13 protein-coding genes and 1 pseudogene are annotated in these 15626 nt (G+C 67.2%); 5 read left to right on the forward strand and 9 right to left on the reverse strand.

The window, feature by feature from the left end; genetic code table 11:
- Positions 1-411: 411 nt before the first annotated feature.
- Both HV798_RS30285 and ilvA read left to right on the forward strand, forming a co-directional pair.
- Positions 412-1959, forward strand: coding sequence for a winged helix-turn-helix domain-containing protein (locus HV798_RS30285; protein ID WP_175195844.1), 1548 nt, complete (start codon positions 412-414; stop codon positions 1957-1959).
- Positions 1960-2183: 224 nt separating this feature from the next.
- Positions 2184-3764, forward strand: coding sequence for a threonine ammonia-lyase, biosynthetic (ilvA, locus tag HV798_RS30290; protein WP_025136546.1), 1581 nt, complete (start codon positions 2184-2186; stop codon positions 3762-3764).
- 70 nt (positions 3765-3834) lie between these two features.
- Here ilvA and HV798_RS30295 read toward each other — a convergent pair whose 3' ends face one another.
- The 5 genes from HV798_RS30295 to HV798_RS30315 all read right to left on the reverse strand — a co-directional run bounded on the left by HV798_RS30295 (position 3835) and on the right by HV798_RS30315 (position 8431).
- A complete protein-coding gene (locus HV798_RS30295) occupies positions 3835-4785 on the reverse strand; it encodes a hypothetical protein (RefSeq protein ID WP_175216626.1) in 951 nt (316 codons plus the stop codon).
- Positions 4786-4855: 70 nt separating this feature from the next.
- The gene (locus tag HV798_RS30300) at positions 4856-5677 is read right to left on the reverse strand and encodes an ABC transporter ATP-binding protein (RefSeq protein ID WP_025136548.1); all 822 of its coding nucleotides are present in this window, start codon (positions 5675-5677) and stop codon (positions 4856-4858) included.
- 4 nt (positions 5678-5681) lie between these two features.
- Positions 5682-6173 carry an azurin gene (gene azu, locus HV798_RS30305; protein ID WP_175196587.1) on the reverse strand — a complete coding sequence of 164 codons (492 nt, stop codon included), beginning with the start codon at positions 6171-6173 and terminating at the stop codon, positions 5682-5684.
- Between the two features lie 32 nt (positions 6174-6205).
- Positions 6206-7285, reverse strand: a complete 1080-nt coding sequence (locus HV798_RS30310) for a FecCD family ABC transporter permease (RefSeq protein WP_175196589.1) — start codon at positions 7283-7285, stop codon at positions 6206-6208.
- Positions 7286-7306: 21 nt separating this feature from the next.
- Entirely contained in the window at positions 7307-8431 is a 1125-nt protein-coding gene (locus tag HV798_RS30315; RefSeq protein WP_175196592.1) for an ABC transporter substrate-binding protein, read from the reverse strand.
- Positions 8432-8642: 211 nt separating this feature from the next.
- On the opposite strand from HV798_RS30315, the gene HV798_RS30320 reads away from it, so the two are divergent.
- The 3 genes from HV798_RS30320 to HV798_RS30330 all read left to right on the forward strand — a co-directional run bounded on the left by HV798_RS30320 (position 8643) and on the right by HV798_RS30330 (position 11504).
- Complete coding sequence (locus HV798_RS30320; RefSeq protein ID WP_025136552.1) at positions 8643-9326, forward strand: response regulator transcription factor; 684 nt, start codon at positions 8643-8645, stop codon at positions 9324-9326.
- Positions 9319-10596 carry a sensor histidine kinase gene (locus tag HV798_RS30325; RefSeq protein ID WP_175196594.1) on the forward strand — a complete coding sequence of 426 codons (1278 nt, stop codon included), beginning with the start codon at positions 9319-9321 and terminating at the stop codon, positions 10594-10596. Before HV798_RS30320 ends, HV798_RS30325 begins: the two co-directional genes overlap by 8 nt.
- A gap of 122 nt (positions 10597-10718) precedes the next feature.
- Positions 10719-11504, forward strand: coding sequence for a hypothetical protein (locus tag HV798_RS30330; RefSeq protein ID WP_175196596.1), 786 nt, complete (start codon positions 10719-10721; stop codon positions 11502-11504).
- A gap of 25 nt (positions 11505-11529) precedes the next feature.
- Here the strand turns inward: HV798_RS30330 and HV798_RS30335 are convergent, their stop codons facing one another.
- The 4 genes and pseudogenes from HV798_RS30335 to HV798_RS30350 form a co-directional block, all read right to left on the reverse strand.
- Complete coding sequence (locus HV798_RS30335) at positions 11530-12300, reverse strand: hypothetical protein (protein ID WP_175196598.1); 771 nt, start codon at positions 12298-12300, stop codon at positions 11530-11532.
- A 114-nt stretch (positions 12301-12414) separates the two neighbouring features.
- Positions 12415-12864, reverse strand: coding sequence for a hypothetical protein (locus HV798_RS30340; protein WP_175196600.1), 450 nt, complete (start codon positions 12862-12864; stop codon positions 12415-12417).
- 168 nt (positions 12865-13032) lie between these two features.
- On the reverse strand, positions 13033-15360 hold the full coding sequence (locus HV798_RS30345; protein WP_175196602.1) for a TonB-dependent receptor: 2328 nt from the start codon (positions 15358-15360) through the stop codon (positions 13033-13035).
- A 159-nt stretch (positions 15361-15519) separates the two neighbouring features.
- Positions 15520-15626 (reverse strand): annotated as a pseudogene (locus HV798_RS30350) (amino acid ABC transporter ATP-binding protein); the annotation flags it as partial.

The raw sequence follows: 15626 nt of genomic DNA on the forward strand, positions 1-15626 counted from the left end.
CAGCCGGTAGATGTTGTCGAGAGTGGGTTCGTATGGGCTGATGAAAGCCGCGCTGTCGCCAGCCCGGCCTTGATCAGCCCAACATGGCGCCGTCCGTCCTTTTTTGTGAGCCCAAAGCGGGGCCACCCGGTAGGTACGACTGCCACGAACCGAACATTGTAATACCGCGCCCCGCCTGCCGTGCACAGAAATAGGCGCCAAACGCCCGAAGGGCGGTCGAACGGGCGGGGTTTTTCGTCGAAAGGCCACATTTTGCGCCCAGGAATGGCGCCAAATCGCATCAATCTGCTGGCTTCGGCGTGCAAGTATTGGCTAATATTCGGCATCTGCCGGCGCCCAGGTGCGCGGCAGGCACGTGCGGGGCGCCGGATGACGATGGGCGTTGTACAGCCCCGGCGCGAGGGAGAGGCAATGCGGTTTGGCAACCTGATGTTCGATCCGATGTTCCGCTACGCCAGCCGTAACGATGGCAAGACGATTCACTTCACCCCGGTCGAAAGCGCGGCGCTGTCCCTCCTGACCGCCCACGCGGGCCAGATCCTGCCGCGTCATCGCCTGTTGGACGCCACCCAGCGCGGCGAAGTCGATGCGCTGGAACGCAGCGTCGACCTGCTGGTGAACCGCCTGCGCACCAAACTGGGCGACTCGGCCCGCACCCCGCGTTTCATTGCGACCAGCTACGGCGAAGGCTACAGCTGGATCGCCGCGTCCGCGCCCGAACCCGGTGAAGACGTCTACGTGGCCATCGGGCCGGCCGCCGGCCCCGAGGCCCTGCGCACCGAGCCGCGCGTACGGGCCTTTCTGGACGACCTGGCCGACGCCTTGCGCGCGCGCCTGCCCACCGAACGTGGCGTGCGATTGCTGGCGCCCAAGGCGGGCGAGGGCGCCGATGCGCCGTATCGCGTCGAGGTGGGGCTGCGCCAGGATGCGGCCGGCGTGCATTGCGCCGTGGTGCTGCGCGCGGCCGCCAGCGGCGCCGCGCTGCGGGCCGAACGCTGGACCATCGCGCCCGACGACCTGGCCGGTGCCGCCCGCACGGCCGCCACGGCCTTTGCCGCGGCCATCAAAAGCGAAATCTGGCGCCACCTGGCCACCGCCGGCGGCCTGGCTGGCCCCACCGACGAACCCATCGAACTGCGGCTGCATCGCGCCGCGGTCTTGCTGTCGCGCACGCCGCAGACCTGGCTGGAGTCCGAGGCCGAACTGCAAAAGTTGCGCGCCGAAGATCCGGACGATCCCCAGACCGCGCTGATGTGGGCCTCGCACCTGTATGCCCGCCTGGTGCTGGACCTGGCCAGCGACCCCGCCCAGCTCGAACCGCAGATCGAGGCGCTGGTGTTCCAGGCATTGCCGCACGCCCGCGGCAACCCCATGCTGGCGCTGGCCGCGGCCAAGCTGCTGTGCTTTGTCAGCCGCGACCACCTGGAACTGGCCGAGGCCCTGGCCGAAGACGCCTTCGCCCAAAGCACGGCCTTCGCGTCGGCCTTTGCCGTGCTGGGCCAGTTGCGCCTGAACCGTGGCCGCCTGCCGGAAGCCATCGATTACTTCGACCAGGGCATCGAGCTGGCCGAACCCGGTTCGGAATTCCAGGTGTTCCTGATGGTGCTCAAGTGCACCACGCTGCTGGCGCTGGACGACCGCCAGGCCTGCCTGGCGGCCTGCGAAACGCTGTATCGCACCAAGCCGCTGACGCGCATGCAGATGGGCCTGTTCCTGACGTCGCCCGACGAGGTGTTGCCCGACGACCTGCGCCAGATCCTGCTGTCGCTGGACGCGGGCCTCTTGCGCCGGTTGCTGCTGCACTTCGATTACCTGTTCGTGCGGCGCGTGCCGGATGCGGCCGGGCGAAAGAACATGTTCCGGGGCGTGCTGACGCAGCTGGCGCAGCACCGGCCGCTGGATGACCTGCCGGCGCCGGTGCGGGTGTATGCCGAGGGCGGTGCGGGCGAAGGCCTGTAGCGCAAAGGGCTGGCCGGCCGCGATTTGACAAAGCGCCGAGGTTGGAGGAAGCTTCACCCCCATGACTTCCCGCGCCGTCCGCATTTCGCTGATTATTACCATCATTCCGAGAATGGTGGGTTAGCGCACGACCGTAGTCAGTCAAACGAACCCGCCCCACGAGGCGGGTTTTTTGTTGCCGCCTCTGCCGGGTTTCCCCGTTTCCCCTGCCGCAGAGATCCGCCATGCAACAACCGCAAGCCGCCACCGCCACAGACACCGACACTTTCGCCCAGGGCCATGCCGCGCCCATGGAATACCTGCGCCAGATCCTGACTGCGCGGGTCTACGACATTGCCCGCGAGACCGAACTGGACCCCGCGCTGGGCCTGTCGCGGCGCCTGGGCAACCGCGTGTCGTTCAAACGCGAAGACAACCAGCCGGTGTTTTCCTTCAAGGTGCGCGGCGCCTACAACAAGATGCGCAACACGCCGCAAGCGGCGCTGGACCGCGGCGTCATTACCGCATCGGCCGGCAACCACGCCCAGGGCGTGGCGATTTCCGCCGCCAAGCTGGGCGTGCGCGCCACCATCGTGGTGCCGCAGACCGCGCCCCAGGTGAAGGTGGACGCGGTGCGCGCCCACGGCGGCCCGACGGTGCAGGTGGTGCTGGCGGGCGATTCGTACAGCGACGCCTATGCGCATGCGCAGACGCTGGCCGCCGAGCAGAACCTGACGTTCATTCCGGCGTTTGATGACCCCTACGTCATCGCCGGCCAGGGCACGGTCGGCATGGAAATCCTGCGTCAGCACCCGGGGCGGTTGGACGCGGTGTTCGTGCCCATCGGCGGCGGCAGCCTGGCGGCGGGCGTGTCGGTGTACCTGAAGGCGGTGGCGCCGCAGGTCAAGGTGATCGGCGTGCAGATCGCCGATTCCTGCGCGATGGCGCAGTCCATCGAGGCAGGCGAACGCGTCAACCTGGCCGAGGTGGGGCTGTTCTCGGACGGCACGGCGGTCAAGCTGGTGGGCGAAGAAACCTTCCGCCTGTGCCGCGAATTCCTGGACGAAGTGCTGCTGGTGGACACCGACGCCGTCTGCGCGGCGATCAAGGACGTGTTCCTGGACACCCGCAGCGTGCTGGAGCCGGCGGGCGCCCTGGCGGTGGCCGGGTTGAAGCAGTACGTGGAACGCGAAGGCGCGCAGGACCAGGGGCTGGTAGCCATCACGTCGGGCGCCAACATGAACTTCGACCGCCTGCGGTTCGTGGCGGACCGCGCGGAAGTAGGCGAAGCGCGCGAGGCGGTCTTTGCGGTGACGGTGCCCGAAGAACGCGGCAGCTTTCGCCGGTTCTGTGGCGTGATCGGCCAGCGCAGCGTCACCGAGTTCAACTACCGCATTGCCGATGCGCGCACCGCCCGCATCTTCGTCAGCGTGCAGATCGGGCGCCGCGGCGAAGCGGCCGAGATCATGCAGGCGCTGACCGAACAGGGTTTCGCAGTCAGCGACCTGAGCCACAACGAGGTATCCAAGCAGCACATCCGCTACATGGTGGGCGGACGCTCGCCGCTGGCCGGCGGCGAACGCCTGTTCCGCTTCGAGTTCCCCGAACGTCCCGGCGCGCTGATGACGTTCTTGTCGGCCATGGCGCCCAACTGGAACATCAGCCTGTTCCACTATCGTGCTCAGGGGGCCGATTTCAGCTCGGTGCTGGTGGGGATCCAGGCGCCGCTGGCTGACGATGCGGCGCTGGACAAGTTCCTGGCACAGCTGGGCTACGCGCACTGGGAAGAAACGGACAACGAGGCGTACCGTCAGTTCCTGGTCTGAACGCCCAAGCACCGGCATCCGGCCGGGGCGGGATGCCGGCCGCGCAAAGGGGGTATCAGGCGGGGCGTGGTCAGGTCGGCGTGCAGCGGGGCTTGCGCGGCAGGTCGACGCCAGGCTTGAGGTGCAGCATGGCCTTGCCCGGCGGGCCTGGCGTGAATTCCAGAGAACGTGCGCGCCAGGCGGGCAGATCGTCGTAGCGGATGTCGATCTTGCTGCTGATGCCCGTGGCGCCGGGGTCGAACTGCATGGCCGGCAGTTGCTGGCAGGTGTCCTTGGCATCCCAGCGGGCCAGCTCGCGCCCATCGGCCAGCCGCGCCACGCGAAAGCCCGCGGGGGTCGGCACGAATTCGGTGATGGCGGGCACTAACTGCATGTAGCCGTAGGCGTCCTTGACCTGTTTGGCGGGCTGGGTCTCGATGGCCTTGGACCCCGCCGGCACCGCCAGGTAGGCCACGTCGCCGTCCACGTCGAGCAGCCGGCCGGCGCCCAGGTTGATGGCCTGCAAGGGCGCATGGCGGATCAGCACGGTTTCGTTCCAGGCGGTTTCCACGCGGGTCCAGCCGGGCAGGCGCGCATCCAGAAAACGCGTGACCTGGACGCTGTTGCGCTTGGGGTCTTTCGAGACATCGATACGCTGCGCGCGCAGGGCGCCGTTCACCACCTGCAAGTAGGCCAGCACGGTGCTCGCGCTGCCGCTGGTGAAGAACGCCAGCACGCCGCCGTCCAGCGCCTGCGCGCCGTTGGGGCAATAGAAGGGGCGTTGCGGCGGCCCCTTGCCGTCGGCAAACAGCAGGTCGGCCACGTCTTTGCCGCACAGGGCCTGGCCCTGGAAGGTGATGGTGGTGCTGCGCGTCTGCTGGCGCTGGCCGGTGTTCCAATCCTGCCGGCTGCCGCTGTTGACCTCGGCCACCAGGCCGTCGCGGTTGTAGATCGTGTCGGCAGTGGCGGACGTGCCCAGCAGGGCGGCTGGCAAAGACGCCAGCAAAGAAAGGTGCAGTGTCAGCGCGCGGCGGGCTTTCATCGTTCGGCTCTCGGCAAGCAGGTCGGCGGTCGACGGAGCCTTGACTATATAACGTCAGGTCAACCCGTCGTCAGGCCAACCCGTCCACATGCACCTGCGGCTGGCCTTGCGGGCAGCGTTCCACCCGCGCCCGCACGCCGTAGGCGCGGCGCAGCGTGTCGGCGGTCACGACGTCTTGCGGCGGCCCTTCGGCCAGCAGCGCGCCGCCATGCAGCAGCAAGGCCCGGTCGGCGTGGCGCAGCGCGATGTTCAGATCGTGCAGCACCACCAGCGTGATGAGGCGATGGCGCGCCGTCTGGCGGCGCAGCACGTCCATCACGTGGAACTGGTAGTTCAGGTCCAGCGCCGACAGCGGTTCGTCCAGCAGCAGCAGCCGCGGCCGGCGCACCAGCGCCTGCGCCAGGGACGCCAGCTGCTTCTGGCCGCCCGACAGTTCATCCAGGTAGCGGCTGGCCAGCGGGCCGATGCCCAGTTCGGTCAGCACGCGCATGGCTTCGCCCATCAGCGCATCGCCGCTCTGGCCGTGGCGGCCCGAGCGGGCGGCCACCAGGACGGATTCCAGCACCGTCATGTGCACGCCCTTGGGCAGGGCCTGGGGCATGTACATGGCTTGCGCGGCCCGCTGTGCTGGCGGCAGGCGCCCGAAATCCGTACCGTCCAGCCGCAGCGTGCCGCCCTGCATCGGGTTCAGTCCCGCCAGGGTCTTGAGCAGCGTCGACTTGCCACTGCCGTTGGGCCCCAGCAGTGCCGTCAGCGAGGCCTCGGGCAAGGCCTTGGCGTGCAGGTTGCGCAGCACCGGCCGGCTGCCGTAGCCGGCCGTCAGGCCGCGGATTTCCAGCGTCGCGTTGGCCGCCGCCGTGCCGCCTGGCAAGGGGATGTCCCGCAGATTCATGGCGTCAGGGTTGCAGCGTCAGCGTGCCGCGCATGTGCTGGGCGTGCGCCGGGAACGAGCAGTAGAAGGTGTACGACTGCCCGGCGGCCAGGCGGCTGACGGGGAAGGTCACGGTGGCGGTTTCGCCGCCGCCCAGCATCGGCGTCTTGGCCAGGATGCGGGCGTCGCCGGGGGCCAGGAACTCGTGTGCGGCGCCGGCCTTCAGGCCGTCGATCATCACCGCGTCGATCTCCTCGGTCTTGGTCAGTACCCAGTTGTGGCCGGCTTTTTCCTTGCTGTTCTTGCCGGTGTGGATCAGGCGCACCGTGAAATCCTTGCAGGTCGAGGGCACCACGATGTGGTTGGGTTCGAACTTCTTGCCGGGCTGGCCTTGCACGTCGATGGTGCAAGCGGCAGCGGGCGTCGTCGTCGCGGGCGTCGCGGCGGCGGGCTCGGCGGCATGGACGGCGCCGGCGGCGAACAGGGCGGCCAGGGAAAGCGTGTAGCGGTGTTGCATGGGAAAGCGTCTCCGGGGTTCAGAAAAATGCGTCAGCTGCGCTTCAAGGCGCGAATGACGATGGTGAGAAAAAAGGGAATGCCGACCAGCGACGTCACGATGCCCACCGGAATCAGCGCGCCGGGCAGCACGGTCTTGGACGCGACCGAGGCCAGCGACAGGATCAGCGCGCCGGCCAGCGCGCTGCCCGGCAGGTAATAGCGGTGGTCTTCGCCCAGCAGCAGGCGGGCGATGTGCGGCGCCACCAGGCCCACGAAGCCGATGGTGCCCACGAACGACACGGCCAGCGCCGCCAGCGCGCTGACGCGCAGCAGGCTCACCAGGCGCAGGCGCTTGACGTCGATGCCGAAGCTGGCCGCGCGTTCTTCGCCCAGCCGCACGGCGGTCAGCTTCCAGGCGTCGCGCATCGAAAACGGCAAGGCCAGCGCCAGCGCCGCGGCCATCACGCCCACGGTCGTCCAGGTGGCGCGGGCCAGGCTGCCCATGGTCCAGAACACGATGCCTTGCAGGGCCTCTTCACTGGCCACGAACTGCAGCAGCATCACCAGCGCCTGAAACGAATACACCAGCGCAATGCCGAACAGCACGACCCCCAGCGTCGAACCGCCGCGCCAGCGCGCCACCCGTTCCAGGATCAGCACCGACACCAGCGTGCTGGCAAAGGCGGACAGCGACACCACCATGCCCGGCGGCAGCGCCGGCACGTGCCAGTCCAGCGTGATCGCCAGCGACGCGCCAAAGGCCGCCGCCGCCGACACGCCCAGCGTGTAGGGGCTGGCCAACGGGTTGTCCAGCATCGTCTGCATCTCGGCGCCGCCCAGGCCCAGCGCCACGCCCACCAGCAGGGCCATCAGCGCATAGGGCAGGCGAAACTGCCAGACGATGACGCGCGCGCCGGCATCGGCCGCGTCGGGGTGCAGCAGCGTGCGCAGCAGGTCGGCCGGCGCGAGGCCCGCCGGCCCGGTGGCAATGTCGGCCAACAGGCTGACGGCAATGGCCAGCGTCAACAGCAGGGCCAGCGCCAGCCGCCGCTTCTGCGTGCGGCGGTGCAGGGCAATGGCGTCAAGCGGGGCGGCGGCGGTGGCTGCCCTGGCAAGTGCGGAAAGCGACATGATCAGCGTGCCCGGCCGTGCCTAGCGGCCCGCCGGCGCGGTCCAGTAGGTGCCCGCGCCGTCCACGTCCAGGAAGTCGCGGTACAGCGTGTCCAGCGTGGCGTGCGGGTCCAGCGCGGCGGCGCGTTCCGGATACAGCCACTTGGCCATCGCTTCCACCGCCGCCACGTTGTAGGGCGAGTTGTAGAACGCGTGCCAGATGCCGAAGGCGCGGCCCTTCTTGACCGCCTCCAGGTCGCGGATGCCGTCACGCTCGAGCAACGTCGACAGGCTGGCGGCCGACACGTCGGCCGCGGCACCGGGGCCTGCCAACAGGCCTGCGCGGCCGGGTTCCGACCGGCTGCCCGTGGCGATGTACACCTGGGGCTGGGCCTGCAGCAGGAATTCCATGCTGACATCGCCAATGGCCCCCGGCAGCACCGGCGCGGCCACGTTCACGCCGCCTGCGGCTTCCAGCAGGTCGCCAAAACTGCCGTTGCCCGTGCTGTGGCAGCACGCCGGCCACACGCCCGCCAGCATTTCCACGAACACGCGCGGCCGTTCGGCCTGCGGCACCGGCTGCACGATCTGGCGCACCCGCGCCATGTGCGATTCATAGAACGCGATATAGCGCTCGGCGGCGTCCTGGCGGTCCAGCGCCTGGCCCAGAATGCGCAGGCTGGGCACCGTGTTCTGCACGGGATGCTGCCGGAAATCGATGAACACGATGGGAATGCCGGCTTCCTGCAACGACGCAATCATCGGATTGTTGCGGCCCGGGCCATGGCCGCTCAGGCTGAACACCGCCACGTCCGGCTTGAGCGACACGATCTTCTCGGGGCTCACGCTGGCTTCCGACGTCTTGCCGATCAGCGGCACGTCGGCCGCCTTCGGAAAGCGCTTCACCAGTTGCTGCCAGGAATACGGGTCCTGCTGCTTCAGTTCGCCTTGCCAGCCCACCACCCGGGCCACCGGGTCGGCGCGGTCCAGCAACGCCATCGCGAACACAAAGCGGCCTTCGCCCAGCAGCACCCGCTGCGGGTGGTCGGGCACCGTCACCACACGCCCGGCCAGGTCGGTCACCTGGCGGGCCTGGGCGGTGGGCGCGGCGGCAAAAAGGGTAGCGGCAACGGCCAGCGCCGCGGGGAACATAGCTTTCAAACGCATGGAGGGATCCTGTGGCCACGACGTGCACCGCGGGGATGCGGGTAACGCGAACCATTCCTATCGCCGTGCAGTCTCCGCCATCCCGTCTCAAGAAAGCGTTAAGACGCGCAGCCGCTGTGGCGCCGGGGCCGCAACCATCAGGCCAGCGGATGGGCGGGCAGGGGTGGCGCTTACAATATGAGACTGATTTCCATTTCCGGCACTGCCCGACATGCGCGTTCTTGTCATCGAAGACGACCCCGACATCCTGGCCAACATCACGCACCACCTCACGCGCCGCGGCTACATCGTCGACTGCGCCGAAGACGGCCTGCGCGGCTACGCCATGGCGGCCACGGGCGGCTTCGACCTGATCGTGCTGGACCTGATGCTGCCCCGGCTGGACGGCTACGACCTGTGCCGCCGCCTGCGCACCGAGGCCGCCTGCGACACCCCCGTCATCATGGTCACCGCGCGCGACACCCTGGACAACCGGCTGACCGGCTTTGATGCCGGGGCCGACGACTACCTGGTCAAACCCTTCGCCCTGGCCGAACTGGCCGCTCGCGCCAAGGCCCTGCTGCACCGGGCCAGCGGTGCGGGCGCTGCGCGCGTGCTGCGCGTGGGCGACCTGACGCTGGATACCGGCACCCTGGCACTGACCCGCGCCGGTCAACCCCTGCGCCTGCCGCCATCGCCCCTGCAACTGCTCATGCTGCTGATGCGCGCCAGCCCGGCCGTGGTGCATCGCGGCCGCCTGGAAGAAGCCCTGTGGCGCGATTCGCCGCCCGACAGCGACAGTCTGCGCACGCATATCCACCAGATCCGCCAGGTGGTCGACAAACCGTTCGACACCCCCTTGCTGGTCACCGTGCACGGCATCGGCTACCAGCTGCGCGCCGCCGCCGATGCGTAGCGCGCGGCGCGGCCTGGCCCGCCACCTGGTGCTGACCTACGTGCTGCTGGCCCTGCTGGTCGGCGGCGCATTGACCTGGGTGTCCATCTGGAGCGTCAACAAGCTCGAAGTCCATCTGCAACGCATCGACATGGGCATGGCCGTGGACCGCGTACGCGGCGACTTCCTGGCCGGCATCGACCCGGGCCGGCCGCATCGCTTCTTCCATGGCGATCCCGGCGGCCCGACGTTTCCCGACTGGCTGCGGCGCCTGGGTCCCGGCTTTCACAAGATCGAGCGCGGCGGCCGCGTGTGGCACGCCATGGTCGACGACAAGGACGGCCAGCGCTACATGCTGCTGCGCGACTACACCGAATACGAACGCAACCAGGCGACGTCCCACTGGACCGTCGTCACCGGTCTCGCCGCCAGCCTGGTCCTGGCCTTCGTCCTGGGCACGCTGGCCACACGCCGCATGCTGCGCCCGCTGGCGCGCCTGGCCGCGCAAGTCACCGCCCGCGGCGCGCAACCGCCCCAGACCCGCCTGGCCGAAGACTATCCCCCCGACGAAATCGGCCGCCTCGCCGCTGCCTTCGACGCCACCTACAACCAGCTCGAACAGGCCTTGCGCCGCGAACAGCTCTTTACCGCCGACGTCGGCCACGAGCTGCGCACGCCGCTGATGGTGATTTCCAGTTCGTGTGAATTGCTGCTGGACGAGCCGGGGCTGGACGACGCGGGCGCGGCGCGGGTGCGGCGGATCGCGGCGGCGGCAACCGACATGGGCGAGCGGCTGGACACGTATCTGATGCTGGCGCGGGGCCGCGATGCCGGCGCGCAGTTCGCGCGGGAAAGCGCGGTCGAAGCGGCGCGCGAGCAAGTCTCGGCCTGGGGCGCGGTCGCGCAGCGGCGGGGGATGACGTTGACGCTGCAAGCGGACGAGGTTGACGACAAGCAGGGCGTCGAGCCCGCCGCGCGCTTTCCCGCGCCGCTGCTGCGCGCGGTGTTGTCGAACCTGATCCGCAACGCCTTGCAATATGCAGGCCCGGGCGCGCTCGTCACGGTCCAGGCCGGCAGGGGCTATTTGCAGGTCGCCGACGACGGCCCGGGTATCCCAGCCGAACGCCAGGAGGCCATCTTCAGTCCCTTTGTACGTGGCTCGCAGCCGGACAACGGCAACCTGGGGTTGGGCTTGTCGTTGGTGCAGCGGATTTGCGAACATCAGGGATGGACGGTGTCATTGCGGTCGCAGGCGGGGCAGGGGAGCGTTTTCCGGGTGGAAATGGGATGACGGCATGTACGATGTGCAACCGCTGGAGAGACTGATCCGGAATCCACGAGAATTCCATGGTCCAGCGTCACGGAGATGTGGGAAAAGCCCACGGGGGAAGTCGAGCAATGCACTGCAGGTTGATGGTGATCGTCATCTGTTGGAGTCTGTGGTCCGGGGTGGCGCAAGCCGATTCGATCTCTCAGGCGCCTCGTTCAATCGGATACACGCCCAGCGCGGCCGAGCGCATGGTGTTCGACTTGCTCGTCGCCGATGACATACTCGGTTTTGCCGAGGGCCGTGAGACCTATGCCGCCAACAAGATGAACGTGGCGGTCACCCGTGCCGCGGCGACAGAGGTGGCGCGTGTCTACGCCCAGGACCGCGTTGCGGCCGGCAAACGGTACGCCAATAGACTCGTGCTGATGCCGGGCCGCGTCGCCTCGGCGGTCCAGGACGAGACCGGAACCGTCTCGATGGTGTTTGCTGACACCGGCTCTCTGCAGGTGCGCGCGCGCATCGCGGACGACTCTGCCGTGCGCCGCCGGGTCTTGGCGCCGGGGGAAAGCGTAACCTTGGCCTGCAAGGCGACGGCTTCAGCGGGTAAAGACCTGCGCTTTGAGGATTGCCATTCCGGCCAGGAGTCGGGCGAGCGCATCTGGGCGGGCCTGCGCCGGCAGCTGGACGGCTTCTATCGCGGCGAGCGCGCCGAGGATGTCGCCATTCCCACGTTGGCGGTCAATGTCGCGCTGTACGGGCAGGCGCTGCCCGCCGATAGCGGCTGCCCGGGCAATGCGCAGCGCTGTGGCGCTGCTTGGCAGTCGATTGGGCCCTTCAGCGGTTCACAGTTGAAAGCGGTCACCAGCCGCTTTCAGAAGTCGGGCCTGGACTTGCATCATTTTGAAGACATGCGTCAATCCAATAACTAGCATGTCAGGCCAGTCGGAAGGTGGCCTACTCCGCAAAATTCTCCGTGTAGCCGAGCAGCAGCACATTGCCGTCGGCCACGATCTCGACGAGCTGGCGCCACGAAGCCTGGTACTGCTCGCCCGCGCAGCCATACAAGTCCGCCAGATCGGCCACCAAGACCTCGGCTGCCGCGGTACCTGGCGGCGCATCGCGCACGAACCCCAGCCACGATGCGCCAAGGCCCAGGAAGCGGTAGCCATGCCGCTCGTGCAGGCGCCGGATCACCGCGTGGTTCTGGAACACATCCCAGTCGCAGGAAAAGTAGCCATTGGGCAGGGCGGCGATCATGAAGGTGTCGTCGGGCACGGTGACGCGCTGGAGGTAGACCACGCTATCGAGCACCCGATCGGGATCGCGGTTGGTGGCTACCAGGACGTCTACGTCATCCTGCGTGGTCATCAGCGTGCCGCACACGTCTTCCCAGGACTGACGCAACGACGCATCCTGCAATTGCGCCGCCACATGAGCCGCGCGGCGCACCTCGAAGGCGTGAACCGATTCCGGGTCGTCGAAGTCGGTGTCGCCGTAGTCCATGTCGATGCGATCATCATTGCCCGCGTGGCCGCTGGTGTAGCAGCACTGGTTGATGTCGTCGAGGGTGCAGAAGTAGCGGTGGCCAGGGTCGGCCCGCCGCAACTCGTCCAGGCATTGCAGCACCTTGCGCAGCGACACGGCGCCGGACAGCCGGCGATGGCTGAGGGTGTCGACAGGCTGGAAGGCGTACTGCTCGCGGTAGTCGACGGGGGTGATCTCCATGGCGGTCTTGCGCTCCGGGTGGTGGGCTTGAGGGCAGTGTACAAGCTGCCGGTGACGTTCAAGAACACGTCGCCTCACCCAATGTCTTGCGTCGCTGCTTGTCAGCACTGCTTGTCAGCGCTGCTTGTGCTGAGATTCAAAGAAAACTCTGAACCGCTCGCAGATTCCAGTCCCGACATCCGAGAGCACGAAGAAGAACAGTTCAATCATTTCCGGGGCTTCAAGCTCGGTGGTTGCGTCGGTGTCTTTATCGTAGAGGCTGCAGATCACCGCTCTGAGAAAATGCTTCTTGGGGCAATCCGGCTCGGCGTGGTAGAGCTCCCACGTCTTGGCCCTTGTCTGACGTAGCTCGGAAACCGCGGGAATCTTTCCAGGAGTGAGCCGCAGCCCCAGCGTCTCGGTCGTCCACCGCAGGAACTTGCTCGAAAATTGTCCTTTCTCACACATTTCCGTGGCGAGCTGCTGGAGAAACGTTGAGAAGATCAGGGCTGACTCGTCAAATGAGAAGGCGTTGAGATCGATGTGTGCTTCAAGTAGATCAAGTTGAATCGCGGCTTCGCTCATTTTTTTCTCGTCAAGGGTTGTCAGTGGGGGGCCGGCACGCAATTCTGATGGGTTGTTTGCTCAGGCTCGAAAGGGCAGCCCTGAAAAGCAGAAATCCGGAATGCGCACCCAAGCTACGCATTCCGGACTCAAAGGAGAATTGGAAGATTCTTAATTTCCAGAGCGTTTCTAGAACGACAACTCCGCCGTAAACGTCACTGTCCGCCCAGCCCCCGGCACCCCATACAGCTGGAACCCATCCAGCGACGCACCTACGCGGCTGTAATAGAACTTGTTGAACAGATTCTCGACGTTCATCCCCACGGTCAGCGCTTTGTCCACGCGATAGCGCGCCGCCACGGAATGCAGCCAGTACGACGGCGCCTTCTCGTCATCCCGGACCCAGATCGGATGCGTGCCCGACGGCCCGGAGACGGTGGCGCTGTTGTTGTTCTTGCCGCCGACATACTTGTTGTCGGTGTAGCGCCGCTTGCCGACGTACTGCGCACCGTAGCTGAGCGACAGGCGGTCGGTGGCGGCGTAGGTGGTCCACAGGTTGAAGGTCAGGTCGGGCACGTTCTTGGCTTCTTCGCCGCTGTTGGCGCCCTTGGTGATGCGGCTTTTCATGGCGCTGACGCCTGCGAATGCCGACCAGCGCGGAGTGATGTTGCCGGACAGGCCCAGTTCGATGCCGTCAACGCGCTTGGCGGGCAGGGCGCGCACGACGTCGGTGGCGTCGTCGCCGTATTCCCACGAGTCGGACAGTTCGGTTCGGAACAGGGCGCTGGTCAGCGACAGGTCGCCGCCGGCGGCGTCCCATTTGGCGCCCAGTTCCCAGGTCTTGGAGACGGCAGGTTTGTAGGTGTCGCCACCGGTCGCGCCGTAGATGTTGTTGTTGGTCGAGGCGCCCAGTGCCGACGGTTGGGCGGCCTGGCTGTAGGCGGCGTAAAGGCTGGCTTGTTCGACGGGCTTGTAGGTCAGGCCGACGCGGCCGCTCCAGGCGCCGTCTTCGATGCGGTTGGTGGTGTGGTTGCCGGCCGATCCGGATACCTGGGTGACGCGGTAGCGGTCATAGCGCAGTGCGCCTTGCACGAGCCAGTGTGGCGTCAGGGTGAGGTTGTCGGCGACGTACAGGCCGGTATTGAAGACGCGGGCTTCGTTGCCGCTGTTGCCCTTTACGGTGTCGACTCCGCCCATGTCGACGCCACCGGTGTTGCGCAGGTCGATGGTGGGGTTGGTGGACGGGGCCTTGATGGTGCGTTCGTGGTCGCCGTAGGTTTCCTGGTAGAACTCGATGCCGGTGACAAGCTGGTGCTTGATGCCGCCGGTCTTGAAGTCCAGGTTCAGGTTGCTCTGGTTGGCCAGGATGGTATAGCGCTTGGACGTACCGAAGTCGTTGCCCCGCAGTTGGGCGTAGGGGCTGGGATTGTCCAGCGCGGTGTAGCCGCTATAGGACGCAATGCCGTCGGCGCTGTTGACCAGCGGGCCGGCCCCGACGTAGCCGTAGGACGTGCGCGAGGTGCTGTTGAAACGCGCGGGCGACAGGACGCCGATGCGGTCGGTCTGCTGCCAGCGGCTGATGTTGGACAGGCGTACGCCCTTGTTGAAGTCGTGCTCGACTTTCAGGGTGGCCTGGTCGGTGCGGGTCTGCTCGGTGTAGAGCGAAGGATCGCCGTACCAGGCGTTGCGCGCCACGTTGGGCATGCGCTGGCCGCCGGTGCCGCGCTGGATGGGCACGCCGCCGTCGGGGATGTTGTTGTCTTCCTGGTGCAGGTAGTTGAAGGTGACGCGGGTGGGCGTGCCCAGGCCCATGGCCAGCGATGCGGCGATGCCGGAACGGTCGAACTCCGTCACGTCGCGCTCGGCCACGCCGTTGTGGTGGCGCATCAGGTTGATGCGCAGGGCCGAGCTGTCGGTCAGTTCCTGGTTCAGGTCGGCGGTGATGCGCCGGTAGTGGTCGGTGCCCAGGCCTCCCGAGGCCTTGTAGAACGAGCCCAGGCGGGCTTCCTTGCTGGCCAGGTTGACGCTGCCGCCCACGGCGGACACGCCGGATTCAATGGACCCGGTGCCTTTGAAGACTTCGGCCTGCTCCAGGTTGAAGATGTCGGTGCGGCTGGACAGGCCGGCGTCGCGGATGCCGTCGACGGTGATGCTTTGCTCCGCCGAGAACCCGCGGATGGTGAACATGTCGCCCCAGCCCAGGTTGCCTTCGCCGGAACTGAAGGTGATGCCGGGCACGTTGCGCAACACGTCCTGCAGGCTCTGGGCCTGCTGCTCTTCCAGCACGGCGCGCGGCACCACGGTGATGCTTTGGGGGGTGTCCAGCAGCGGTTCGGTGAATTTGCCGGACTGCACGCGGTCGGCCTTGTAGGGCGGGGCATCGCCCTGCACCGTGACGGGGGCCAATTGCACGGCGGTGTCGGCCGGCTGGGCCTGGGCGCTGGCGGCGGCGCCTAGCGCGATGCCCAGGGTTTTGAGCGCGAACGCGCCGCGGGGAGGGGAGAAGGACTGCGCCATGAGAAGTTCCAAGAGAAGTGCCAATGAGAATCGTTGGCGATTCTAGGTAGGCGAGTCTCAAGATCTTGTTAAGGCGCGGGTGGGAATTGATCGGCCGGCTTGTGGCGCTTGGGTGGTACGAACCGCGGGGCAGCGACCCACACCGCCCCGCGTTCCAGATCAATGCAGGATCTGGCTCAGGAACAGCTTGGTGCGTTCGTTCTGCGGATTGTCGAAGAACTCGTCCGGGCTGTTCTGCTCGATGATCTCGCCGCGGTCCATGAAGA

The organism is Achromobacter deleyi (assembly GCF_902859705.1).
In the GTDB taxonomy this organism is placed as follows: domain Bacteria; phylum Pseudomonadota; class Gammaproteobacteria; order Burkholderiales; family Burkholderiaceae_B; genus Achromobacter; species Achromobacter deleyi.